This is a genomic window from Acuticoccus kandeliae (assembly GCF_003073115.1).
In genome coordinates this window covers 304,439-328,086 of record NZ_QBBV01000004.1, presented here as the reverse complement: position 1 = coordinate 328,086, position 23,648 = coordinate 304,439, and the positions used below count along the sequence as shown (strand labels likewise).

At 69.6% G+C, this 23,648-nt stretch carries 16 protein-coding genes and 1 pseudogene; 2 read left to right on the top strand and 15 right to left on the bottom strand.

All coding sequences use genetic code 11. From position 1 onward, the window contains the following. Positions 1–24: 24 nt before the first annotated feature. On the bottom strand, positions 25–3,198 hold the full coding sequence (locus DBV35_RS24700) for an efflux RND transporter permease subunit (RefSeq protein WP_108663060.1): 3,174 nt from the start codon (positions 3,196–3,198) through the stop codon (positions 25–27). A gap of 8 nt (positions 3,199–3,206) precedes the next feature. Then, on the bottom strand, positions 3,207–4,550 hold the full coding sequence (locus tag DBV35_RS24695; RefSeq protein WP_108663059.1) for an efflux RND transporter periplasmic adaptor subunit: 1,344 nt from the start codon (positions 4,548–4,550) through the stop codon (positions 3,207–3,209). A 142-nt stretch (positions 4,551–4,692) separates the two neighbouring features. Here DBV35_RS24695 and DBV35_RS24690 point away from each other — a divergent pair, with 142 nt between their 5' ends. Together DBV35_RS24690 and DBV35_RS24685 are read left to right on the top strand one after the other, a co-directional pair. Further along, a complete protein-coding gene (locus DBV35_RS24690; protein ID WP_245944112.1) occupies positions 4,693–5,274 on the top strand; it encodes a TetR family transcriptional regulator in 582 nt (193 codons plus the stop codon). Between the two features lie 78 nt (positions 5,275–5,352). After that, positions 5,353–6,168, top strand: a complete 816-nt coding sequence (locus tag DBV35_RS24685; RefSeq protein ID WP_157961957.1) for a peptidyl-prolyl cis-trans isomerase — start codon at positions 5,353–5,355, stop codon at positions 6,166–6,168. A gap of 28 nt (positions 6,169–6,196) precedes the next feature. On the opposite strand, the gene cysG is transcribed toward DBV35_RS24685, so the two are convergent. The 13 genes and pseudogenes from cysG to DBV35_RS24620 all read right to left on the bottom strand — a co-directional run bounded on the left by cysG (position 6,197) and on the right by DBV35_RS24620 (position 23,473). Further along, positions 6,197–7,666, bottom strand: a complete 1,470-nt coding sequence (gene cysG, locus DBV35_RS24680; RefSeq protein WP_108663056.1) for a siroheme synthase CysG — start codon at positions 7,664–7,666, stop codon at positions 6,197–6,199. Beyond that, positions 7,635–10,310 (bottom strand): nitrate reductase, encoded by a 2,676-nt coding sequence (locus DBV35_RS24675; RefSeq protein WP_108663055.1) that lies wholly within the window; start codon positions 10,308–10,310, stop codon positions 7,635–7,637. The genes cysG and DBV35_RS24675 overlap by 32 nt, the downstream gene beginning before the upstream one ends. Before the next feature lie 56 nt (positions 10,311–10,366). Then, positions 10,367–11,659 (bottom strand): annotated as a pseudogene (locus DBV35_RS24670) (NAD(P)/FAD-dependent oxidoreductase); the annotation flags it as partial. Between the two features lie 10 nt (positions 11,660–11,669). After that, positions 11,670–12,632, bottom strand: coding sequence for a GAF domain-containing protein (locus DBV35_RS24665; RefSeq protein WP_108663053.1), 963 nt, complete (start codon positions 12,630–12,632; stop codon positions 11,670–11,672). A 35-nt stretch (positions 12,633–12,667) separates the two neighbouring features. Then, positions 12,668–14,404 carry an ABC transporter ATP-binding protein gene (locus tag DBV35_RS24660; RefSeq protein ID WP_108663052.1) on the bottom strand — a complete coding sequence of 579 codons (1,737 nt, stop codon included), beginning with the start codon at positions 14,402–14,404 and terminating at the stop codon, positions 12,668–12,670. 12 nt (positions 14,405–14,416) lie between these two features. Next, positions 14,417–15,505, bottom strand: a complete 1,089-nt coding sequence (locus DBV35_RS24655; protein WP_108663051.1) for an ABC transporter permease — start codon at positions 15,503–15,505, stop codon at positions 14,417–14,419. A 71-nt stretch (positions 15,506–15,576) separates the two neighbouring features. Beyond that, a complete protein-coding gene (locus DBV35_RS24650) occupies positions 15,577–16,956 on the bottom strand; it encodes a CmpA/NrtA family ABC transporter substrate-binding protein (protein WP_245944077.1) in 1,380 nt (459 codons plus the stop codon). A 251-nt stretch (positions 16,957–17,207) separates the two neighbouring features. Further along, on the bottom strand, positions 17,208–18,467 hold the full coding sequence (locus tag DBV35_RS24645; protein ID WP_108663050.1) for a CmpA/NrtA family ABC transporter substrate-binding protein: 1,260 nt from the start codon (positions 18,465–18,467) through the stop codon (positions 17,208–17,210). Next, a complete protein-coding gene (locus tag DBV35_RS24640; RefSeq protein ID WP_108663049.1) occupies positions 18,464–19,057 on the bottom strand; it encodes an ANTAR domain-containing response regulator in 594 nt (197 codons plus the stop codon). Before DBV35_RS24640 ends, DBV35_RS24645 begins: the two co-directional genes overlap by 4 nt. A gap of 110 nt (positions 19,058–19,167) precedes the next feature. Next, the gene (locus tag DBV35_RS24635; protein WP_170135032.1) at positions 19,168–20,304 is read right to left on the bottom strand and encodes a glycosyltransferase; all 1,137 of its coding nucleotides are present in this window, start codon (positions 20,302–20,304) and stop codon (positions 19,168–19,170) included. Positions 20,305–20,604: 300 nt separating this feature from the next. Then, a complete protein-coding gene (locus tag DBV35_RS24630; protein WP_108663047.1) occupies positions 20,605–21,936 on the bottom strand; it encodes a TRAP transporter large permease in 1,332 nt (443 codons plus the stop codon). Next, entirely contained in the window at positions 21,929–22,411 is a 483-nt protein-coding gene (locus DBV35_RS24625) for a TRAP transporter small permease (RefSeq protein WP_108663046.1), read from the bottom strand. The genes DBV35_RS24630 and DBV35_RS24625 overlap by 8 nt, the downstream gene beginning before the upstream one ends. Positions 22,412–22,468: 57 nt before the next feature. Next, the gene (locus tag DBV35_RS24620; RefSeq protein ID WP_108663045.1) at positions 22,469–23,473 is read right to left on the bottom strand and encodes a DctP family TRAP transporter solute-binding subunit; all 1,005 of its coding nucleotides are present in this window, start codon (positions 23,471–23,473) and stop codon (positions 22,469–22,471) included. Positions 23,474–23,648 lie beyond the last annotated feature (175 nt).

Below are 23,648 nucleotides of genomic sequence, written 5' to 3'. Positions count from 1 at the left end.
GGCCAAGCGCCGCGTCCCCTCTCGTCAGTGCGCGGGCGCGGCGGCGCCGTCAGCCGGCGGAACGATCTCCGCTTCCGCCGTCGCCTTGGTGCCGACGAACTTCTTCTCCCCGCCGCTCACCCGCATGACGAAGGCGAAGAAGACCGGCACGAAGAGGAGGCCGAGCACCGTCGCCGCGATCATGCCGCCGACGACGTTGATGCCGATCGCGTTCTGGCTCGCCGCGCTCGCCCCCGTCGCGATCGCCATCGGCACGACGCCCATCGTGAAGGCGAGCGAGGTCATCAGGATCGGCCGGAAGCGCAGGCGGCAGGCGGTGATCGTCGCCTCGCGCATCGATTGGCCCTCGGCCATCAGATCCTTCGCGACCTCCACGATGAGGATCGCGTTCTTCGCCGATAGGCCCACGATCGTGATGAGGCCGACGGTGAAATAGACGTCGTTCGAGAGCCCCGCGAGCGTCACCGCCGCGACGGATCCGATCGCCCCCATCGGCACGATCATCATGACCGAGAGCGGGATCGACCAGCTCCCATAGAGGCCGGCGAGGCACAGGAAGACGAAGACGATCGAGAGGCCGATGAGGAACGGCGCCTGTGAGCCCGACTCGATCTCCTGCATCGACTGGCCCGTCCACTCGAAGCTGAAGCCGGGGGGCAGGGAGCCCGCGAGCCGCTCCATCTCGGCGATGGCGTCGCCGGAGGAGAAGCCGGGGCCCGCCGCGCCGCCGATGCGGATCGAGGGGTAGCCGTTATAGCCGACGAGCTGGGTCGGCCCGTACGACCACTCGGCCGTCGCGAACGCCGACAGCGGCACCATCCCGCCCTGCGTGTTGCGGACATTGAGGTTGAGGACGTCCTCCACCTGCATCCGCGAGCGCGCCTCGGCCTGGACGATGACGCGCTGCATCCGCCCCTCGTTCGGGAAGTCGTTCACGTAGGCCGAGCCGAGCGCGGCCGAGATCGTGCGGTTCACCTCGCCGAAGCCGACGCCGAACGCGTTCGCCTTCTCGCGGTCGACATTGAGGCGGAGCTGCGGGCCGGGCGGCAGGCCCTCGGTGTAGATCTGGCCGATGATCGGGCTCGCATTCGCGCCGGCGACGAGCTGCTGTGCCGCCTCGCGCAAAGCCGCGTCGCCCCGGTTCGCGCGGTCCTGGAGGCGGAAGGCGAAGCCGGAGCTGTTGCCGAGACCCTGGATCGGAGGCGGCGAGAGGGCGTAGGCGATCGCGTCGCGGATCGTGGAGAGCATCCCGGTGAGCTGGCCGGAGAGGGCGGCGGCGGACTGCGTGTCGTCGCGCTCGCTCCAGTCGTCGAGGGTGACGAAGGCGAGGCCCGAATTCGGCCCCTGGCCGGAGAAGGAGAAGCCCTGGATGATGAAGATGCTGTCGACGCCCTCCAGCGAGAGGGCGGAATCCTCGGCCGACTTCGTCACCTCGCGCAGGCGATTGGAGGTCGCGCCCGTCGGGGCCTGGAGGTCCGCGATCAGGAAGCCCTGGTCCTCCTGCGGCAGGAAGGCGGACGGGATCTGCATGGCGAACCAGCCGAGCCCGACGAGGAGGGCGACATAGATGATCATCATCCGCCCGGCGCGCGCGATCAGCCCGCCGACCGCGCCCGCATAGCCGCGCGAGGCACGGTCGAAATTGCGGTTGAACCAGCCGAACGGCCCGCGTTTGGCGTGGGCGTGACCCTTGGGGATCGGCTTCAGGAAGGTCGCGCAGAGAGCCGGGGTGAGCGACAGCGCCAGGAAGGCGGAGAAGAAGATCGAGACGACCATCGTCAGCGAGAATTGCTGGTAGATGATGCCGACCGATCCGGGGAAGAAGGCGAGCGGAACGAACACCGCCATCAGCGCGAGCGTGATGCCGACGATTGCGCCCGAGATCTGCCCCATCGCCTTCTTGGAGGCCTCCTTCGGCGGCAATCCCTCCTCGGCCATGATGCGCTCGACATTCTCCACCACGACGATCGCGTCGTCGACGAGGATGCCGATGGCGAGCACCATCGCGAACATCGTCAAGACGTTGATGGAGAAGCCCGCCGCGAGCATCACCGCGACGGTGCCGGCGAGGGCGATGGGGACGACGAGCGTCGGGATGATCGTGTAGCGGAAATTCTGGAGGAAGACGAACATCACCACGAAGACGAGCGCGACCGCTTCGAGCAGCGTGTGGAGCACCTTCTCGATGGACGCCTCGACGAAGGGGGTGGTGTCGTAGGGGATCACGTAGGTGACGCCCTCGGGGAAAAGGGGCTCGAGCCGATCGAGCGCCTCGCGCACGCCCTCCGCCGTCGCGAGCGCATTGCCGGTGGGCGAGAGCTGGACGCCGACGCCGGCGACCGGCGCGCCGTTGAGATAGGTGTTGAAGGCGTAGGTCTCGGCGTCGATCTCGAGGCGCGCGACGTCGGAGAGGCGCACGAGGGCGCCGTTGTCCTCGGCGCGCAGCACGATGGAGCCGAACGCCTCGGGGGTCGCGAGCTGGCCGGTGACGAGGAGGGTCGCCTGCGTCTGCTGGCTCACCGGGTTCGGGTTCGCGCCGACCGAGCCGGCGGCGACCTGCGCGTTCTGCTCGGTGATCGCGTCCGTCACGTCGGTGATGGAGAGGCCGAGCCCGACGAGCTTGTCCGGGTCGACCCAGACGCGCATCGCGCGCTCGGCGGCGAAGAGCTGCGCGCGGCCGACGCCCGGCACGCGGCGGATCTCGTTGATGACGTTGCGCGCCGCGTAGTCGCCGAGGGCGACCGCGTCGAGCCCGGCATCGGGATCGGCGGTGAGGGCGACCATCATGAGGAAGCTGGTGCCGGCCTCCTCCACGAGGACGCCCTGCTGCTGCACCTGCTGGGGAAGGCCGGCCTCGACCCGCTTCAGCCGGTTCTGCGTGTCGACCACGGCCTGTGCGACGTCGGTGCCGGAGGCGAAGGTGACGTTGATCGAGATGGCGCCGGTCGCGTCGGAGGTGGACTCGAAATAGAGCATCCCCTCGATGCCGTTCAGTTCCTCCTCGATCGGCTGCGTGACCTGGCGATAGAGGTCCTCCGGCGAGGCGCCGGGGAAGTTCGTCGAGATGGAGATCTGCGGCGGGGCGACGTTCGGATATTGCGAGATGGGGAGCTGCGGCAGCGCGAGCGCGCCGGCGAGCGTGATGAAGATCGCGATGACCCAGGCCAGAACCGGGTGGTCGATGAAAAAGCGCGCCATGCCGGGCCTCAGTTCGTGGCTGTCGCCGTCGCGCCCGCGGCGCCGGTGTTTGTTTCCGCGTCCGCCTCGGTCGCTTCTTCGGCCTCAGCAGGCGGCGCGGCGGCCGCCTCGCCCTCGACCGGCGGCGCGGCCGCCTCCTCGGCTTCGGTGGGCGGGGCGGCGGTCGGGGTCGCCTCGGCGGAGGCGTTCGCCGTGGCGGGGGTGGACGGATCCGTCCAGGCGACGGGCGTCACCGGCGCGCCGGGCGCGATCCGCTGGAAGCCGTCCGCGATGACGCGGTCGCCGTCCGCGAGGCCGTCATTCACGATGACGCGGTTGCCGACGGCGCGCCCGAGGGTGACCTGACGCAGCGCCGCCGTGTTCTCCGCGGTGACGAGGTAGAGCTGCGGCCGGCCCGACGCGTCCCGCTGCACGGCCTGGGCGGGGACCACGATCGCGTCGGACTGGCGGGCCTGCTCGACCGTCACGCGCACGTACATGCCGGGGAGGAGGATATCGTCCGGGTTCGGAAACTCGGCGCGGATCGCGACCTGGCCGCTGGTGCGCTCCACCGCCGCCTCGGAGAAGAGGAGGCGACCGGGTTCGCCATAGCGGCTGCCGTCGTCCAGATAGAGATGCACCTCGGCGACGCCGGGCTCGATCTGGCGCAGCGCCCCGCTGTCGAGCGCGCGGCGCAGGCGCAGGAGCTCGGAGACGGGCTGGAGGATGTCGGCATAGATCGGGTCGAGCGCCTGGATCGTCGTCAGGATCTCGGTGCCGCCGGCCGAGACCAGCGCGCCCTCGGTGGTGTTGGCGCGGCCGACGCGCCCGCCGATCGGCGCCTTCACCTCGGTGAAGCCGAGATCGATCTCGGCCGCGCGCAGCTCCGCCTTCGCGAGGGCGAGGTCGGCATCCGCCTGGAGGCGCGTCGCCTTCGCCCGGTCGAGTTCGGCCGCGCTCGACACGTTGCGCTGCTGGAGCTGCGCGACGCGGGCCTCGTTCTGCTGCGCATCGAGGAGCGAGGCCTCGGCGCGGGCGACACCGGCGCGCGCGGCCTCGACCGCGACCTCATAGGTGATCGGGTCGACGCGGAAGAGGACGTCGCCCTCGGCGACCGTCGTGCCCTGCTCGAAGACGCGCTCCAGGATGATGCCGCCGACGCGCGGGCGCACCTCGGCGATGCGGGTCGGGTTGATGCGGCCCGGAAGCTCGGCCGTGATCGGCACCTCCTCGGTCCGCACCTCCACGATGCCGACTTCGGGCGGCGGCGCGCTCTGCGCGGCAGGGGCGGCCGCGCCCTCACTCTCCTGGTTGCAGGCGGCAAGGCCGGCGGCGAGCGGGAGGAGCAAGGCAAGAACGGCGATACGCGGCATCAAATTCACCCATCACATCGTGGAAATCACGACCGGACATTTTCCTGGACATATGTACAAGTTGGACCCATGTCCAGTTCACGTGTACGAGAGTGAAAAACGACCCGTTGCGGCCGAAAGGGAGGTCGGTCCCGTGAGCTACATGACAAAGGACGAGCGGCGCGCCGCGATCGTGAATGCCGCCGTGGCGCTGGTCACCGAGAAGGGCCTCGCGGCGGCGACTGTGCGGGCCGTGGCGGCGGCGCTCGGCGCTTCGCCCGGCCAGATCCACCACCATTTCGCCTCGGCGGACGATCTGCGTGCCGAGGCCTTCCGCGAGGCGTGGCGGCGCATCGTCGCCGACTATCTCGAAACCCAGCGCGGCGCGGACCTCCGCACCCGCCTCGACGGGCTCATCGTGGGTCCGGAAGACGCGCACATCGCGACGATCGGCCACCTGTGGAAGGACGCGCTCGCCGCTGCCCGGATGAGCGAGACCGTCCGCCTCGCGGTGTGCGAGGCGCTCGGCGACTGGCGGCATTCGATCGTCGAGGTGCTGGCGGCCGGGCGCGCCGAGGGCGTCTTTCCGGCCGCGATCGAGGACGAGAGGGTCGCCGCGCGCCTGATGGCGCTGGCGCTGGGGCTCGATGTCTTCGCCGATATCGGCTTCGGCGCGTCCGACCATGCGGGGCGCGTCGCGGTCCTGCGCGAGGCGATCGAGGTGGAGTTGCGCGCGGCCGCCTGAGTCCGCGCGGATCGGTCCTCGCGACCGGCCGTCATTCCTGCTTCATTCTCTCCGGGCGGAGGGGAGAGGATGCGCCGATTGCGCCGACTTCTGGGCGAACCCATCGTGCAGTTCCTGTGCATCGGCGCGGCGCTGTTCGCGCTGTCGGGCGCGTTTGGCGCAAGCGAGACGCCGGAGGCGGAGCGGGTCGTCACCGTCGGCGCGGGCGATCTCGACCAGCTCCGGGCGCAGTTCACCGCCGTCTGGGACCGCGCGCCGAGCGATGCGGAGTTCGACGCCTTCGTCGGCGACTTCGTGCGCGAGGAGATCCTCTATCGCGAGGCGCTCGCCCTCGGCCTCGACCGGGACGATGCGCTGATCCGGGGCCATCTCGGCCGAAAGATGGAGGCGGTGCTCGCGACCGTCAGCCCGCCGCCGGAGCCGAACGAAGCGGATCTGCGCGCCTATCACGCGGCCCACCGGGACCGCTATCGCCGGAAGGCAAGCGTCACGTTCGAGCAGATCCTCCTCGGCGAGACGGCGGCGCCTGACGCGCTCGCCGCGATCGGGGCCGGCGCGGCGGCAGCGGATTTCGCCAAGGGCTCGCCGCTGCCGGCCGCGATGGACGGCGCGGAGGCGGCGAAGGTGGACGATATATTCGGCCCCGGCTTCTTCGCCGCCATCGAGGCGGCGGCGGACGGGGCGTGGAGCGGGCCGGTCGCCTCGCGCTATGGCGCGCATCTGGTGCGCCGCCTCAAGGTGGAGCCGGCCGCCGACGCGCCATTCGAGGCGGTGCGCGAGGCGGTCGAGGCGGACTGGCGGGATGACGCGGCGGTCGCGGCGAGCGAGGCCGCCTATCGCGACCTCGCCGCCCGCTACGAGGTGGTGCTGCCGGGCGACGCGCCGACGCGATGAGCGCGGGCGAGCCGCCGGCGCGGGACCGCTAGGCGCGGACCGCGGCGCGCCGGGCGGGGGCGGGATCGGCGAGGGTGAGTGCGCCCGTCTCGGCATTGGCGAAGACGGTGCCGATCGCGAGCGCGATGGGGGCGTCGGTGCCCCAGGCGGCGATCGTCGCGGGGAGGGCGGCGACGGGGCCGGCCCAGCGGCGCTCCTCCGGCCGGCTCACCGAGGCGATCACGACGGCGGGCGTCGTCGGGTCGAGGCCGCCCGCGATGGCCCGCGCCACGATCGCGTCCGCCGTGCGCGCGCCCATGTAGAAGACGCCGGTCCGCCCTTCGCCGACAATCGCTTGAATGTCGAGCCCCGGCGGGAGCACGCCGTCGCGCGAATGGCCGGTCGCGAAGCTCACCACCTGGGCGTGATCGCGGTGGGTGAGGGAGGTCTGGAAGGCCGAGGCCATCGCCGAGGCGGTGGTGATGCCGGGGACGACCGAGACCTCGAGGCCTGCCGCGCGCACGGCGTCGATCTCCTCACCCGCACGGCCGAACACCATCGGGTCGCCGCACTTGAGGCGCACCACATTGCGCCCGGAACGGGCGAGCGAGATCATGAGGGCGGTGATGTCCTCCTGCTTGCAGGAGGCGCGTGCGCCGCGCTTGCCGACGCAGATCCGCTTCGCCTCGCGCCGCGCGAGCTCCAGCACGTCGTCGGAGACGAGATCGTCGAAGAGGATCACGTCGGAGGCCTGGAGGGCGCGCACGGCGTTCAGCGTCAGGAGGCCGGAATCGCCCGGACCCGCGCCGACGAGCGTGACCTTGCCGCGCGTGTCGTCCGAAGCGCCCGCGCCGAGAAGGTCGTCGACGGTCTCGGGTGCGGCCTCGCGGAAGGCGCGCTCGGCGAACGCCTCCCAGAAGGCGCGGCGCGGGCGGCCGGGCGCGAAGCGGTCCATCACGCGCGAGCGCACGCCGGCCGCCAGCCGCGCCCAGTCGGCGAGCGCGGCTGGCAGCAGCGTCTCGATGCGGCGGCGGATCGCCTGGCCGAGGATCGGGGCCGCCCCGTCGGTCGAGACGCCCACCACCACCGGCGAGCGGTTGATGATCGAGCCGAACTGGAAGGTGCAAAAGGCCGGCTTGTCGATGACGTTCACCGGGATTCCGGCCGCGCGCGCGGCGGCGGCGAAGGCGGCGGCCTCTTCGTCGCTCTCCGCGTCGCAGATGGCGATGGCGGCCCCGTCGAGATCGGCGGCGCACCACGGGGCCGCGTGGAGGCTGAGGGAGCCCGCTGCCGCCCCGCGCGCGACGAGCAGCACCATGTCCTCGGACGGGTCGGTGGCATGGATTGCGACGTCGGCGCCCGCGGCCGCGAGAAGCTCCGCCTTCCACGCCGCCGCCGCCGTTCCGCCGGCAATGACCGCCCGCTTGCCCGTGAGAATCATGAACACCGGGAGCGTCGCGAGCGCGGAAAGGCGCGTCGGCGCGACCTCAGAGGGAGTGCGCACGTTCGTCGTGATCATGATCCGTCCCTTTGCATGGCGGTGGGGCGAGGAGCCGGGCGATTTCCGACCGGCACGACCCGCAATTGGTGCCCGCGTGGAGGCGGGCGCCGATGGCTTCGACCGTGGCGGCGCCGTCCTTGGCGGCGGCGATGATGTCGTTGGCCCCGACCTGGAAGCAGGCGCAGATGATGGGGCCGGGGTCCGGCCGGTCGGCGCCCGGCCGGCCGGCGAGGATGTCGATCCGCCGGGCGGCCGGCGCGGCGAGGAGACCGTTCGCCCAGGTGCGCGAGACCGGCACCGGCTCACGGGCGAGGAAGATCGCGCCGAGGAGCCTTTCCCCGTCGAAGGCGGCGAAACGGGCCGAGCCCGCCGCCGCGTCGACGACGCCGACGAGGTCGCGATGGCCGAGAAGGCGCTCGGCGAAGAGGGCCGGGTCGTCGGGGAAGGCGGCGTCGGCGATCTCGAAGGCGAGGCCGCTCTTGATGGTGGCCTTCGCCCAATAGGCGAGCCCGTCGGCAGCGATCGCCTCCCGGCTCACCGCGAAGCCGTAGAGGCCGGCGGCGAAGGGGGCGAGGCTGACGCGCGCCGACTTCAGCGCGGGCTGGCCGGACACGGCGTCCGTGCGGGCGGTGACGAGGCGGTCGACACGCCCGGACGCGCTCGTCTCGTCGTTCCAGTGCATCGGCACGAAGACCGAGCCCGTTTGCTGGCGGTCGGTGATGAGCGCGCGCACGAGCGCCCGCCCGTGTGGGTTCGCGAGGGCGACGATGGTCGCGGGCGCGATCCCGAGGCGCGCGGCGTCGTCCGGGTGGATCTCGGCGAAGGGTTCGGCGAGGTGGCTCGACAGGCGCGCCGAGCGGCCCGTGCGCGTCATCGTGTGCCAGTGGTCGCGCACGCGCCCGGTGTTCAGCGTGAAGGGGTGGCGCGGCGCGCGGCGCTCCGGGTCGGTGGACGGCGTCGCGACGAAGCGGGCGCGCTGGTCGGGCGTGTAGAAGCGCCCGTTGGCGAAGAAGCGCGGGCGTCCCTCGCCCCCGGCGGGTTTCGGCCACTGGAGCGGGGCGAGGCGGTCATATCCGTCCGCGCCGAGCCCGGCGAGGCCGCCGATGTCGAAGTCGCGCGTGCCGTTATTCTCGGCGGCCGAGAGGCGGGCATATTCGTCGAAGATCTCGGCGGGGCTCGCATAGTCGAACCCGGCAAAGCCCATCCGCGTCGCGACCTCGCTGATGATCGCCCAGTCCGCCCGCGCCTCGCCCGGCATCGGCAGGAAGGGGCGCTGGCGCGAGATGCGGCGCTCGGAGTTGGTGACGGTGCCGTCCTTCTCGCCCCATGCGGCGGCCGGCAGCTTCACGTGCGCGTGGCGCAGCGTGTCGGTCGAGGCGACGACGTCGGAGACGACGAGGAAGGGGATCCGGGCGAGCGCCTCGTCGATCCGCGCCGCCTCGGGCATCGAGGCGGCCGGGTTGGTCGCCATCACCCAGAGCGCCTTCACGCGCCCGTCATGCACCGCCTCGAAGAGGTCGACCGCCTTGAGGCCCGGCTTCTCGGCCATGCGCGGGGCCTGCCAGTGGGCGCGCACGATGTCGCGATGGCCCGCATTCTCGAGGTCCATGTGGCATGCGAGCATGTTGGCGAGGCCGCCAACCTCGCGCCCGCCCATCGCGTTCGGCTGCCCGGTCACCGAGAACGGACCCGCCCCCTCCTTGCCGATCCGGCCGGTCAGGAGGTGCGTGTTGATGATCGCGTTCACCTTGTCGGTGCCGCGCGCCGACTGGTTCACGCCCTGGCTGTAGATCGTGACCGTGCGCTCCGTCGCGCGCACCCATTCGTAGAAGGTGCGCACGTCCGCCTCGGCGAGGCCGCAGCGGGCGGCGATGGTGGCGACCGAGAGCCCGGCGACGGCCGCGAGCGCGTCGTCGAGCCCGCGCGTGTGGCGAGAGACGTATTGCGCGTCGGCGGCCCCCGCCTCGGCGAGCGCGCCGAGGAGGCCGGCGAAGAGGGTGACGTCGGTCTCGGCGCGGATCGCGAGGTGGAGGTCGGCGGCGGCGGTCGTCGCCGTCTGGCGCGGGTCGATCACGACGATGCGCATCGCTGGCCGCTCCGCCTTCGCGGCCAGCAGGCGCTGGAAGAGGACGGGGTGGCACCAGGCAAGGTTCGAGCCGACGAGGACCACGAGGTCGGCGCACTCGATGTCGGTATAGGTGCCGGGAACGGTGTCGGCCCCGAAGGCGCGGCGGTGGCCGGCGACCGAGGAGGCCATGCACAGGCGCGAATTGGTGTCGATGTTGGCGCTGCCGACGAAGCCCTTCATCCACTTGTTGGCGACATAATAGTCTTCGGTGAGGAGCTGGCCGGAGACGTAGAGCGCCACCGAATCCGGACCGTGCTCCGCGATCGTGCGCGCGAAGGTCGCCGCCACGCGGTCGAGCGCGGCGTCCCAGGAGGCGCGCGCGCCGTCGACGATCGGGGTGAGGAGGCGGTCTTCGAGCCCGATCGTCTCGCCGAGCGCGGAGCCCTTCGAGCAGAGTCGGCCGAAATTCGCCGGATGGTTCGCATCGCCCGAGATCGCCACCGCGCCATCCGCCTCCGGGCGCGCGATCACGCCGCAGCCGACGCCGCAATAGGGGCAGGTCGTGGCGACGGGGGGAAAGCGCTCGGCGTCCATCAGGCTCGGCGCTCCTCTGTGCGGGGGCGGGCGGTGGGGCGCGGGGTGTGGAGTTGGCCGTTGCAGCCGGTCGCCTCAACCGGCGAGGCTGCAACGGCCACCATAGGGTCCAGCGGGTGCGCCCCTGCGAAGGTGGGGCCGAAGATCAGCGCCTCGCGCAGCGCCGACACGTCCGTCCCGTCGCGCATCATCTGGAAGAACCAGGCACTGTCCGTGACGTCGCCGAAGAGGACGACGCCCCGGATGCGGCCGTCGCCAAGGACGATGCGCCTGTAGACCCCGCCGAGAACGTCGCGCAGGACGATGTCCTCGCGCCCGTCCCCCTCGCCGAACTCGCCGGCGGCGAAGAGGTCGATCCCCGTGACCTTGAGCTTCATCGAGGTGGCGGTGCCTTCATAGACCGCGCTGCCGCCGGTGAGGCGGTCGGCGACGACGGCCGCCATCTCGTAGAGCGGGGCGACGAGGCCGTACGTGAGGCCGCGATGCTCGACGCACTCGCCGACGGCGAGGATGTCCGGATCACTCGTCGCCATTGCGTCATCGACGAGGATGCCCCGGCTCACCGCGAGCCCCGCCGCCTCGGCGAGCGCCACCGAGGGGCGGATGCCGACGGCCATCACGACCATGTCGCATCCGATCTCCCGCCCGTCATCGAGGCGGACGGCCTCGACGCGCGTGTCGCCGACGATCGCGTGGGTGTTGGCGCGGGTCACGACGTCGATGCCGCGCGCGCGGATCGCATCGGTGAGGAGGCGGCTCGCGGCGGGGTCGAGCTGGCGCTCCATCAGGCTGCCGCCGATGTGGAGGACGGTGACGTCCATCCCTCTCAGCTTCAGCCCGGCCGCCGCCTCGAGGCCGAGGACGCCGCCGCCGATCACCACGGCGCGACCGCCTTGCTCGGCCCGCGCGATCATCGTCTCGACATCGTCGAGATCGCGATAGGTCACGACGCCCGGCAGATCGTGGCCGGGCACCTTGATGATCGAGGGCGTGGAGCCGGTCGCGATCAGGAGCGTGTCGTAGTCGGCGACGGTCCCGTCGGCGGCCGTGACGCGCTTCTGCGTCCGGTCGATCGCGACGACGCGCTTGCCGCGATGGAGGACGATGCCGCGCGCGGCGTACCACGCATCATCGTGGATGATGATGTCGGCATAGGCCTTCTCCCCCGCGAGGACGGGCGAGAGCATGATCCGGTCGTAATTCTCGCGCGGCTCGGCGTTGAAGATCGTCACGTCATAGGCGTCGGGCGCGGCGGCGAAGAGGCGCTCCAGTGCGCGCCCCGGCGCCATGCCGTTGCCGATTACCACCAGCCGTTTGCGCCGGGGGGGATCCGCGTGATGCGTTCGCATGGGCCCCATCTCAGTTGTACCAGGCCATGACGGCGGAGAGGCCGGTCTCGCCGAAGAGCGGGATCACGAGCATGTTCGAGAGGCCGTGCGTGTTCGTCGACAGCGCGATCGCCGGATGCTCGGCCTCGAGGGCGAGGGTCAGCGCCGGCGCCTCGGTGTCGAGCGCGGTGCCGAGCGCGCCGAGATCGCGGGGAATGCGCACTTCGGCATAGTCGGCCGCGAGATCGCCGGAGCGCTCGCAGAAGCCGGCGTGGAGGATGAGTTCGCCGGCGTCCGGCACCCAGACCTCAAAGCGGGTCGCGATCGGGGTGTGGAGGGCGGACAGGAAGGTCATCACCCACACGCCGTCGGTCTTGGTGGCGCAGGGGATGCCGACGCCGCGGCTGATCCCGGCGCGCGCCGCCTCCTCCCAGCGCACGAAGCGCGGGCCCCTCAGCGCCTCCATGATGACCGGCATCCCGCTCGCCCAGACCTGGCCGGGAAGACCGCTGCCCTTCATGAAGCTGATGTGCCGGGCGGTCCATTCGAACACCTCGGCGGTGCCATAATAGCCGTCGACGAGGCTCATCTCGACGTCATCGGCGTCCGCGTGCCAGACCTCGATCGCGCCGACATGGTCGCGGTCGTCGCCGCAGAAGAAGACGATGACCGCGCGCAGCGCCTCGCCGTCGAAGATCGGCAATGCCACGCCGCAGGTGAGGTTCGCCTCGATCGCCGCGGCGGCGCGGACGAAATAGGAGTTCGTGAGGTTCTTGAGGACGATCGGCTGGCCGGATGCCCAGGCCTTGCCGGGCAGCCCCTCGTCGAAGGCGAACCGGGTCGAGGCCGCGACCTCGGCGAAGCCCGTCAGCGGCCCGTAGAGGCCTGTGCCGAGCGTCAGGGTGGTGCCGTCCTCGTCCGGCAGCCAGATCTCCGCGGCCCGGATGAAGGACCGCTTCTCACGCGCGCTCGTATGGCTCGAAGTCAGGGTCATGGTCGATGATCCTTCGTGAGTGGAGCCGGACGCCGTCAGGCGGCCTCGGCCTCGGAGCCGGCGGACAGCGTGCCGGCAGTGCGCTTCAGCGCGGCGAGACGCTCGGGCTCGGGCGTCGCGCCACCCTCATAGGCCTCCAGGAAGTCGAGGAGGGTCTGGCGGTAGCGGTAATAGTCCGGGTGCTCGAGCAGCGCCTTGCGGCTGCGCGGACGCGGCAGGTCGACCTTCATGACGTGGCCGATGCGGGCGTTCGGCCCGTTCGTCATCATCACGACCTTGTCGGCGAGGAGGATCGCCTCGTCGACGTCGTGGGTCACGCAGATCGCGGTGACGCGGGTGCGCTTCCAGACGTCCATCAGGACCTCCTGCAGCTCCCAGCGCGTCAGCGAGTCGAGCATCCCGAACGGCTCGTCGAGGAGGAGGAGCTTCGGCGACAGGGCGAAGGCGCGGGCGATGCCGACGCGCTGCTTCATGCCGTTCGACAACGCGTCCGCCTTCTTGTCGGCGGCGTCGGTGAGGCCGACGCGGGAGAGGTAGTAGTCGACGACCTCGCGCCGCTCCTTGGCGCTCGCCTTCGGGTAGACCTCCTCGACGCCGAGCGCGACATTCTCGCGTGCGCTCATCCAGGGGAGCAGCGAGGGGGCCTGGAAGACGACGGCCCGCTCCGGCCCCGCGCCCGCCACCTCGCGATTGTCGAGGACGATGCCGCCACCCGAGATGTCGGCGAGCCCGGCGGCCATCGACAGGACCGTCGACTTGCCGCAGCCGGAGTGGCCGATGAGGGTGATGAACTCGCCCTTGTCCATCTTGAGGTCGAACCCGTCGACCACGGTGAGGGGGCCCTTCGGCGTCGGGTACACCTTGCGCACCGCCGAGAACTCGACATAGCGCGCCTCCACCGGCGACTTCGCCGCCTCCAGATAGGCGCGGGGCGGACGGGCACCCTTCAGGATCGGGGTGATGGTGGGCGCGGCCATCTCGGCATCGCCGGCGGCCCGTTCGAGGCCCGCCGCCATCAGATAGCCCGTCACCTTCGCGCGCAGCGCCTTGAAGGCGTCGCTCGAATTCATGGCGGTCCGGTCGCGCGGACGGGGGATGTCGACGCGGAATTCGGGGCCGAGCGTCGCGCGCGGACCGGGAGTGAGGGGGATGATCCGGTCGGCGAGCAGGATCGCCTCGTCGACGTCGTTGGTGATGAGGATCACCGTCTTCTTGTCGTTCTCCCAGATCGCCTCGATCTCGTCCTGGAGCTTGGCGCGGGTCAGCGCGTCGAGTGCGGAGAGGGGCTCGTCGAGGAGGAGGATGTCGGGCCGCATGGCGAGCGCGCGGGCGACGGCGACGCGCTGGCGCATCCCGCCCGACAGCTCGGCCGGCTTGCGGTCCCGCGCGTGGCTGAGCCCGACGAGGGCGACCGCGTCGTCGACCCGCTTGCGCCGCGCGGCGCGGCTCTCGTCGGCGAACACCTGGTCGACCGCGAGCGCGATGTTCGAGGTGACGGAGAGCCAGGGCATCAGCGAGTAGGACTGGAAGACCACCCCGCGGTCCGGCCCCGGCCCCGTCACCGGCGCGCCGTTGACGGTGACGCTGCCGCTGTCGGGGGCGATGAGGCCGGCGATCGTGTTGATCAGCGTGGTCTTCCCCGAGCCGGAGAAGCCGACGATGGCGATGAACTCACCCTTCTCGACCGTCAGATTGATGTTCGAGAGGACGTCCGTGCGAAGATCGCCCTCGCCGTAGGACTTCGAGACATTCTTCAGGCAAAGCATCGACATCGCGGCGTCTCCCTAGCGCTTGGCGGAGAAGGTGAAGGCGGCCTGCAGGGCGAACATCAGCCGGTCGAGCAGGAAGCCGATGAGGCCGATGGCCAGGACCGCGACCATGATGTTGGCGAGCGAGGACGAGGAGCCGTTCTGGAACTCGTCCCAGACGAACTTCCCGAGGCCGGGGTTCTGCGACAGCATCTCTGCCGCGATCAGCACCATCCAGCCCACGCCCAGCGACAGGCGGAGTCCCGTGAAGATGAGCGGCAGCGCCGACGGGAGGATGATCTTGGTGATCATCTTGTGCGTCGGGAGCTGGAGCACTTTCGCGACGTTGGTGAGGTCCTTGTCGACCGAGGCGACGCCGAGGGCGGTGTTGATGAGCGTCGGCCAGAGCGAGCAGAGCGTCACCACGATCGCCGAGATCAGCATGGATTTCGGCAGCGCGTCCGAGGCGTCCACGTAGGTCGCCGAGACGACCATGGTGACGATCGGGAGCCAGGCGAGCGGGGAGACCGGCTTGAAGATCTGCACCAGCGGATTGATCGCGCCGCCGACCGAGCGGGAGAGGCCCGAGGCGATGCCGAGCGGCACGGCGACGAGGGTCGCGAACACGAAGCCGAGCGCGACGGTCTTCAGCGAGGTGACGATCTGGTCGAGGAAGGTCGCCTTGCCGGTATAGTCACGCCACTTGACGCGGTCGCTCTTGCCTTCGGCCTCGAGCTTGGCGTTACGCTCGTCCTGCCGTTCGTAGAAGGCGGCCGCCTTTTCCCGCTCGCGGGCGTGGTCCTCGAGGAGGGAGCCGGCCTGCGAGAAGACGGCGGCGGGGCCGGGGATCGCGCCGAGCGAGGTCTGCACCTGCGGGGCGAGGGCGGCCCAGCCGAGAAGGAAGACCGCGATGCCGAGGAGCGGCAGGCCGAGGCTCTGCCAGATCTCCTTCAGCTGTTCGCGCGGTGCGTCGCCCGCCGCGATCCGCATCAGCGGGACGACGAAGGCGAGACCGACCGCGCCGAACCAGCCGCTGGACTTGTTGATGAAGGTCAGACGCCGTTCCTTGCGCTGTTCCTTGACGCGCAGCAGTTCGGGGTCGGCACCGTGCGTGGTCACAGACATCGTCGCCTCGTTGCTGATGGAGTGGGGATGGGGCGGCGTCGGGCGCCGCCCTGTGGTCCGTCCGTCGGGGCTCAGCCGCCGACGACCTCGCTGCCTTCGACCCGCTCCTCGCCCTTCAGGCCGATCGGGAAGTTGCCGAGATATTCGTTCGGCTTGCGCCCGTCATAGGGGACGTTGTCGATGAACTCGGTCTGGACTTCGCGGTAGCCGTCGGTGCCGAAGGGGAAGTCCGCCTCGTCGACGAGACCCTCTTCGATCAGCATCCGCGCGGCCTGCTCGTAGATCTCCGGGCGGTAGACCGACTTCGCGACCTCGTCGTACCAGGAGTCGGGATGGGATTCGGCGATCTGGCCCCAGCGGCGCATCTGGGTGAGGTACCAGACGGCGTCGGAATAATAGGGATAGGTCGCGTAGTAACGGTAGAAGACGTTGAAGTCCGGAACGTCGCGCTTGTCGCCCTTCTCGTATTCGAAGGTGCCGGTCATCGAATTGGCGATGACTTCCTCATCCGCGCCGACATATTCGGAGCGCGACAGGATCTCGACCGCTTCCATGCGGTTGGCGTTGTCGTTCTCGTCGAGCCACTTCGCGGCGCGGATCAGCGCCTTCACGATGGCGAGCGTGGTGTTGGGGTTCTCCTCGGCGAACTCGGCGGTGATGCCGAAGACCTTCTCCGGGTTGTTCTTCCAGATCTCGTAGTCCGTCACGACCGGCACGCCGATGCCCTTGAAGACGGCCTGCTGGTTCCACGGCTCGCCCACGCAATAGCCGTGGATGGTGCCGGCCTCGAGGGTCGCGGGCATCTGCGGCGGCGGGGTCACGGAGAGGAAGGCGTCGGCCTTGATCTGGCCGGAGATGTCGCTCGGCGAATAGTAGCCGGGGTGGATGCCGCCGGCGGCGAGCCAGTAGCGGAGCTCATAATTGTGCGTCGACACGGGGAAGACCATGCCCATGTTGAAGCGCTTGCCCTCGGCGCGGAACTGCTCGATCACCGGCTTCAGCGCGTCGGCCTTCACCGGGTGGACCGGCTTGCCGTCGGCGTCGGTCTCGAGGTGCGGCTTCATCATCTCCCACACCTCGTTCGACACGGTGATGCCGTTGCCGTTGAGGTCCATCGAGAAGGGGGTGATGATGTGCGCCTCGGTGCCGTAGCCGATGGTCGCCGCGAGCGGCTGGCCGGCCAGCATGTGCGCACCGTCGAGCTCGCCGGTGATCACGCCGTCGAGGAGAACCTTCCAGTTCGCCTGCGCCTCCAGCGTGACGTAGAGGCCTTCATCCTCGAAATAGCCCTTCTCGTAGGCGATCGCGAGCGGGGCCATGTCGGTCAGCTTGATGAAGCCGAACTTCAGCTCGTCCTTCTCCACGTCGAGCATCTCGGCGTGGGCGGTGGTGATGATGGTCCCGGCAAGGAGGAGGCCGAGAAGAGTTCTGGTCGTCGCAAAGCGTGTCATGGGTTTTCGGTCCCTCATTGCCATCGAAGGCCAGTGAAAACGAAAAAACGCCGCAGGCTTTCGGAACCGCGCTAGTACAGCGCATGGTTCTTGAGCCGGCGACGTTGCCGAAACCTGTCCCTGAACGGTCAGGCTAGAATTTCTATCGGTCCAATCCGATGACTGGAGTATCTACCAGGAAATCGTCCGATGGAAAGCCTAAATTTCCAACAAAACAGTGCCTTTTTGCCTTCCGATTGTGCAATGCAGCGTTATTCACCGGCCCGTGAATTCGTTCGGAGAGGCAATTCAGTGCGGATCGCGAAGGAGCGGATATAAGTCTCGATGTCGGCCGGATCGAAGACGCCGCCGTCGAAGAATCCGTCGCGTTTCAGGATGAGGCGGCCCGTCGTCGAGCCGGCGGCGATATCGGCGGCGAGCGAGCCCTCGATCTTGGCGTTCGCGGCGGGGAGGGTGATCCCGGTCCCCGCGAAGGCGCTGCGATAGATGTCCGGCCGGAAGGCGCGGCCGGCGATCATGCTGTTCTCCGGCGAATAGAGCGCCTGCCCCCAGCGCACCATCTGCGAGTAGAACCACAGGGCGTGGGAGCGCCACGGGAAGCTCGCCGCGCCGCGGTCGAAGACGAAATAGTCCTCGATCGGCTCGGCCGGCCCGCGGCCGATGGCGATCTCGCCGTGGAGCGTCGCCTCCAGCATCTCGGCGTCGAGGCCGAGGAGCGCCTCGTCGGCGAGGATCGCGGCGAGCTCGGCCCGGTTCTGCGGCGCGTCCGCCCACACCGCGGCGGCCTTGAGGGCGCGCAGGAGGAGCACCAGCGTTTCCGGCTCGGTTTCGGCGAAATCCTCGCGCACGGCGAGCACCTTCTCCGGCCCGACGCGCCAGATGTCGGGCTTCACCACCACGACCTTGGCAAGGCCGCGCCGCACGCCGACATTCGTCCACGGCGCACCGACGCAGAACCCGTCAATGAGCCCCTGGCTCATATAGTCGACGATGAAGGGGGGCGGGATCACCACGAGCTCCACGTCGCGGTCCGGGTGGATGCCGGCGGAGGCGAGCCAGTAGCGCAGCTCATAATTGTGGGTGGAGTAGGCGTGGACCATGCCGAGGGTCAGCTTCGGCTCGCCCTTCGCCTGGCGTGCGCGGATCACCTCGGCGAGCGCCTCGGCCTTCGCGGCCGGGTCGCGCGGGGCGCCGAGGCGGCCGGTCGCCTCCATCGCGTCGAAGAGATCGTTCGAGACCGCGATCGCGTTGCCGTTCTGGGAGAGGGTGTAGGGCGCGACCATGCGCGCCTTCGGGCTCCCGATCTGGAGCTGCGAGGCGACGGGGATCGGGGCGAGGAGGTGCGCGCAATCCACCACGCCGACGGTGAGCTTGTCGCGCAGCGTCGCCCAGGAGGCCTCGCGCTCCAGGGTGAGGGCGATGCCCTGTTCTTCGGCGAACCCGCGCCGTGCCGCGACGGCGAGCACCGCGCAGTCGACGAGCGGGATGAATCCGGCGCGCAGTTCCCTCAACGTCCTCCCTCCAGGAGATTGGCCGCCATCGAGACCGCGCGGGCGACATCGGCGATCGTCCGGTTCTCGTCCATCGCGGTGCGGCGGAGCAGTTTATAGGCGTCGGGCTCGCTGAGGCCCCGGCGCGACATGAGCATGGCCTTCGCCCGGTCGATGGCCTTGCGGTCCTCCAGCGCGCGCTTGGTGTCCTCCAATTCGCGGCGCAGGCGATGGAACGCGTTGAAGCGCGACAGCGTCATGTCGAGGATCGGCTTCACCCGCTCCTTCTTCAGCCCGTCGACGATGTAGGTGGAGACGCCCGCCTCGACGGCGCGCTCGATCATCCCCGGTTCGGACTGGTCGACGAACATGCCGATCGGCCGCTCGACGCTCTGGGAGACCTGGAACATGTGCTCCAGCACGTCGCGGTTCGGGTTCTCGAGGTCGATCAGGATGACGTCCGGATTCGCCTCGACGATCTGGCGCATCAGGTTCTGCATCGTGTGGAGGACGGTGACGCGCGTGTAGCCGGCCTCGCGCAGCCCCTCCTCGAGGATGGCCGCGCGCAGGGAGTTCTCATCGATGACGAGGATGTGCAGCGTTTCGCCCATGTCCGCCGAAACCTACCCACTCTTCATAAAGTTGAGGACGGCAAAAAATGGGCAACCGCTGACGGTTTTGTAGCCAGCGTCAGCCGGCGCCGGCGCGCCGGGGACGACGGTCAGGGAACGAGGCCGAAGGGGCTCGTATCGGTCGCGTCCGCCTTCATGAGGACGCCGGAGAGGTCGGTGTAGAGGTCCATGTAGGCGCGCGTCGTCGCCACCATCGAATAGGCGATGGCGCGATCACGGGCGGCGGCGCCCTCGGACGCGGCGGCGGCCGGATCGTCGAGGAGGGCGTCGATCGCGGCGGCGAAGGCCTCCGCGTCGTTCGGCGGGGCGAAGCGGGCGACCCCGTCCCACAATTCGCGCATGGTCGGGATGTCGCCGAGCACGAGGGCCATCTTCGCCCGCGCGGCTTCGAGGACGGCGAGGCCGAAGGGCTCGTAGCGTGCGGGGGCGACGAAGACGGAGGCCTGCGCCATCGTGTGCTCGAGCTGCGGCGCGTCGACCCGGCCGAAGGTGGTGAGGCCGCGCGCGGTGGGCGGGGTGATCCCGCTCTCGGAGGGGAGGGAGGCGGCCTGCTCCTGCTCCGACATCATCTCGCCGATGAGGGCGATCGGGTAGCGCGTCAGCGGCGCGACCTCGCGCAGGATCGAGAGATTCTTGCCCTCGTCCCAGAAGCGGCCGGCGGCCAGCGCGAAGGGCACCTTCTCGCCTTCCGGCTGGAAGGAATCGCTGCGGCCATTGTGGATGACGCGCGCGTTGCGCGGCTCGCCGTGCTCGGCGCAGAAGGCCTTGAGGTGCGCGGCGGTTGGGGCGACGAGGCAGTCGGCGGCGGCGACCCCACGGCGCAGGCGCGTGCGATAGGCGTCCCACTCCCAGGGGGCCGCGGCGCCGTGCACGGCGCGCCAGCGCGTCGCGACGCAGGAATGGGCGACGCTGACGACCGGCGCGTCGAAGCCCGCGGCGGCATTGGCGTAGCCGTTGATGTGGATGATGTCCGGTCGGATCTCGGCGGCGAGGTCGCGCAGGATGGCGTCCGTCTCGGCAAGGTCCGCCTCGGGCGCATTCATCCATTCGAGCTTCAATTCGCTGCGAACGAGGCGCAGGTTCGGATGGAGCCCAGCCTCGACCATGCGCTGCAGGGTGAGGGGGCCGCCGGAGACGAACAGCGTCACCTCGACGTCGTAGGCGGCGAGCCCCTCGGCGAGGTCCATCGCATAGGTCCAGGTGCCGCCGGTGCATTCGGTGGTCATCAGCACGCGCCGCAGGCGGCGGTGCGCGCGGGCCGGCGCGGTCAGCCTATCGGGCCGCATGGGACATGGGGCCGGTCAGGTCGCGGGCGATTGGACATGTGCGGCTCGGCACAAGGGACCTTCCTGAGCGTCAACCGGGGCGGGCTGAGATCATGCCGCCCCGTTCGAAAGAGGACGTGCCAGCGAACAGAAGGTTCCATGCGCGGCTGCGCATTCTGGCACGGCCTTTCAGGCGAGTCTAAATGCAAGACGGAGTCCATAAGGCGATCCGCCGCAGGGGGGGCGGGCGCCCCCGCCGCGTCAGCGCAGGAGTTCGACGAGCCCCAGCGACAGTTTCGGCGCGGCCGCGACGATGGCGAGGCCGATGAGGCTCGTGACGAGGAAGGGGAGCGCGCCGGCCGAGATCCGGTGGAGCGGCAGGCGCGTGATGAAGGCGGCGACGAAGAGGTTGATGCCGACCGGCGGGGTGAAGAGGCCGATCGCGAGGCCGATCATCATCGTGACGCCGAACCAGGTGAGGTCCCACCCGAGCTCGCGCGCGACCGGCAGGAAGATCGGCAGCGCGATGAACATGATGGTGATCGCGTCCATGAACATGCCGGCGATCAGCACCACCACCAGGATGACGAAGAGGATCACCCACTGGTTGTCGCTGATCGACAGCAGGCCGGACGAGTACTGGCCGACGATGTCGTCGACGGTGACGACCCAGCCGAAGAGGCTCGCATAGGCGACGACGAGCATCACGACCGCCGACGCGGCGGAGGATTCCACGAGCGCGTCGAACAGCTTGTCGAAGGTCAGCGTGCGATAGATGAAGACGCCCACGAAGAGCGCGTAGACGGCCGCGACGATGGCCGCCTCGGTCGGCGTGAAGGCGCCCGAATAGATGCCGCCGAGGATGACGACCGGCGTCAGGAGCCCCCAGAAGGAGCGCACGAACGCGCGGCGGAGGCGGACGCCGTAGGGGAGCGTCTCGTCCTCGGCCGTGTCCAGCGAGGCGATCGCGGCGCTGGTGTTGGTGAAGCGCGCGTCGCCGAACATCCCGGCGAGCGGGAGGGCGAGGAGCATCAGCGCACCGCAGATGAGGCCGGGGATGATCGCGGCGATGAAGAGCTCGGAGATCGAGGTCTCGGCGATGACGCCGTAGATCACGAGGCCTATCGAGGGCGGGATCACGATGGAGAGCGCCGCGCCCGTGCACACGAGGCCGGCGGCGAAGGAGCGGCTGTACCCGTCGTCCGCCATGCCCTTGATGATGAGGGGGCCGATCGCGGCGACGGAGGCGGGCCCCGAGCCAGAGACCGCGCCCCAGAAGAGGCAGACCACGGTGCCGACGACGCCCATCCCGCCCGGCAGCGCGCCGACGAGGACGCGGAAGAAGCGGATCAGCCGCTCGGCGATGCCGACCGTGCCCATCAGGTTGCCGGCGAGGATGAAAAATGGGATCGCGAGGAGGGTGTATTTCGCGATGCCGGTGGAGATCAGGTCGCCGATGAGGTCGAGCCCGAAGCCGAGCTGCCACATCGCGAACATGGCCGACAGGCCGAGCGCGAAGGCGACCGGCACCTGGAGCGCCAGGAGGACGAAGAAGAGGATGACCATCTGCGTCCCGGCGGTCATCTCAAACATCGTCCGCGATCTCCTTGGCGAGGCTCTGGTGGACCGTCCAGGCGTGCTGGAGATAGCGCACCAAGACGAGGAGGAAGCCGAAGGGTAGGCCGATCGTGTACCACCAGGCGGGGACGAGGAGCGCGTAGGACACGGTGCCGGAGCGCATCTGGTTGGCGACGAGGCCCCAGGTGAACCAGGCCGACAGGAAGAGAAGCATCGCCGCGAGCACGGTGGTGAGGTGCAGCGCGTAGATGCGCACGCGCGGCGGCAGGAGGTCGAAGACGACCGTGACCGCCAGGTGCTCGCCTCGGCGCGCCGCGATCGCCGCGCCGAGGATGGTGAGGAGAAGGAAGCCGTTGACGAGGATCTCCTCGGTCGCGGCGAAGGAGCGGTCCGTCAGGTAGCGCACGAGGACGTTCGCGAAGCCGAGCCCCGTCATCGCGGCGAGGATGACGGCGCATAGAATCTTCTCGGCGTTCGCCAGAAGCCTCATAGCGGGGCCTTTTTGGTCAAGAGGGTGCGGGCCGCGCGAAGGCGGCCCGTGCGGGGATCAGTTGGACGTCTTCTCGATCGTCGTCTGGAAGACCGAGACGAGGTCCGGGCCGACCTTGGCCGCCCAGGTGTCGAAGGCGGGCTTGGTCGCGGTGCGGAACGCCTCGATGTCCTCCGGCGACGGCATGTAGACCTCCATGCCCTTTTCCTTGAGGAAGTCGATGCCCTTCGCGGTGTCCTCGCGGCTCACCTGGATCTGGTAGGCCATCGCCTCGGTGGCGGCCTCCTGCATGGCGGCCTGCTTCTCCGGCGACCAGCTGTCCCAGAGCTTCTGGCTGACGCCGAGGAAGAGCGGGTCATAGGAGTAGTGCCAGGGGGTGATGAACTTCTGCACTTCATAGACGCGCTGCGGGATGATCACCGCGCCGATCGGGTTTTCCTGCCCGTCGACCACGCCCTGCTGGAGGGCGGAGAAGGTCTCGGTCCACTGCATCTGCTGCGGGTTGGCGCCGAGCGCGTTCATCACGTCGATATACATCGGACCCGCGACGCGCATCTTGAGGCCCTTGAGGTCGTCCGGCGACTTGATCGGGTGCTTGGAGTTCGTGACCTCACGGAAGCCGTTCTCGCCCCAGGCCAGCACCTTGATGCCGTGCCCGGCCATGATCTCGGCCATCTTCTCGCCCGGCTCGCCGCCCGTCGTGGCGTCGACTTCCTCGTAGCTGCCATAGAGGTAGGGCAGCGAGAAGACGGCCATCTCCGGCACCAGCGGCGTCACGTTGATCGCCGAGGTCAGCACGAAATCGAGCGCCCCGCGGCCGACCATCTCGGACTGCTTCATCTGGTCGCCGCCGGTGAGCTGCGCGTTCGGGAAGATGCGGACGGTCGTGTCGCCGCCGGTCTTGTCCTTCACGAGCTCGGCGAAGCGGTCGGCGCCCTTCTGCCAGGTGGTCGTGTCGCTGGTGTTGTGGGTCAGGCGCAGCGTTTCGGCCGAGACGGTGCCGCTGACTGCGAGGGCGGCCAAGGAGACGGCAGCCGCCAAGGCCTTGAGCGAGAAGCGCATAGGTTTCCTCCATGTGTTGCCGATCCTGACGGGTCGGCCCCAGTCGTTTGCGCCGGGTTGGTCCATATGATGGATCATCCAGATCCATCGGAACTGGCGACCGTTCTCATATCGGACTCTTTGTTGCAAGAGTTTCTGCCAACCTCTAGTATTCGGGGAAGCAAAGAGAGTCCAT

Coding starts and splice junctions, on each gene's coding strand:
- DBV35_RS24700 (WP_108663060.1), bottom strand. CDS start 3,198: ATGGCGCGCTTTTTCATCGACCACCCGGTTCTGGCCTGGGTCATCGCG.
- DBV35_RS24695 (WP_108663059.1), bottom strand. CDS start 4,550: ATGCCGCGTATCGCCGTTCTTGCCTTGCTCCTCCCGCTCGCCGCCGGC.
- DBV35_RS24690 (WP_245944112.1), top strand. CDS start 4,693: ATGACAAAGGACGAGCGGCGCGCCGCGATCGTGAATGCCGCCGTGGCG.
- cysG (WP_108663056.1), bottom strand. CDS start 7,666: ATGATCACGACGAACGTGCGCACTCCCTCTGAGGTCGCGCCGACGCGC.
- DBV35_RS24675 (WP_108663055.1), bottom strand. CDS start 10,310: ATGGACGCCGAGCGCTTTCCCCCCGTCGCCACGACCTGCCCCTATTGC.
- DBV35_RS24665 (WP_108663053.1), bottom strand. CDS start 12,632: ATGACCCTGACTTCGAGCCATACGAGCGCGCGTGAGAAGCGGTCCTTC.
- DBV35_RS24660 (WP_108663052.1), bottom strand. CDS start 14,404: ATGTCGATGCTTTGCCTGAAGAATGTCTCGAAGTCCTACGGCGAGGGC.
- DBV35_RS24655 (WP_108663051.1), bottom strand. CDS start 15,505: ATGTCTGTGACCACGCACGGTGCCGACCCCGAACTGCTGCGCGTCAAG.
- DBV35_RS24650 (WP_245944077.1), bottom strand. CDS start 16,956: ATGACACGCTTTGCGACGACCAGAACTCTTCTCGGCCTCCTCCTTGCC.
- DBV35_RS24640 (WP_108663049.1), bottom strand. CDS start 19,057: ATGGGCGAAACGCTGCACATCCTCGTCATCGATGAGAACTCCCTGCGC.
- DBV35_RS24635 (WP_170135032.1), bottom strand. CDS start 20,304: ATGACCACCGAATGCACCGGCGGCACCTGGACCTATGCGATGGACCTC.
- DBV35_RS24630 (WP_108663047.1), bottom strand. CDS start 21,936: ATGTTTGAGATGACCGCCGGGACGCAGATGGTCATCCTCTTCTTCGTC.
- DBV35_RS24625 (WP_108663046.1), bottom strand. CDS start 22,411: ATGAGGCTTCTGGCGAACGCCGAGAAGATTCTATGCGCCGTCATCCTC.
- DBV35_RS24620 (WP_108663045.1), bottom strand. CDS start 23,473: ATGCGCTTCTCGCTCAAGGCCTTGGCGGCTGCCGTCTCCTTGGCCGCC.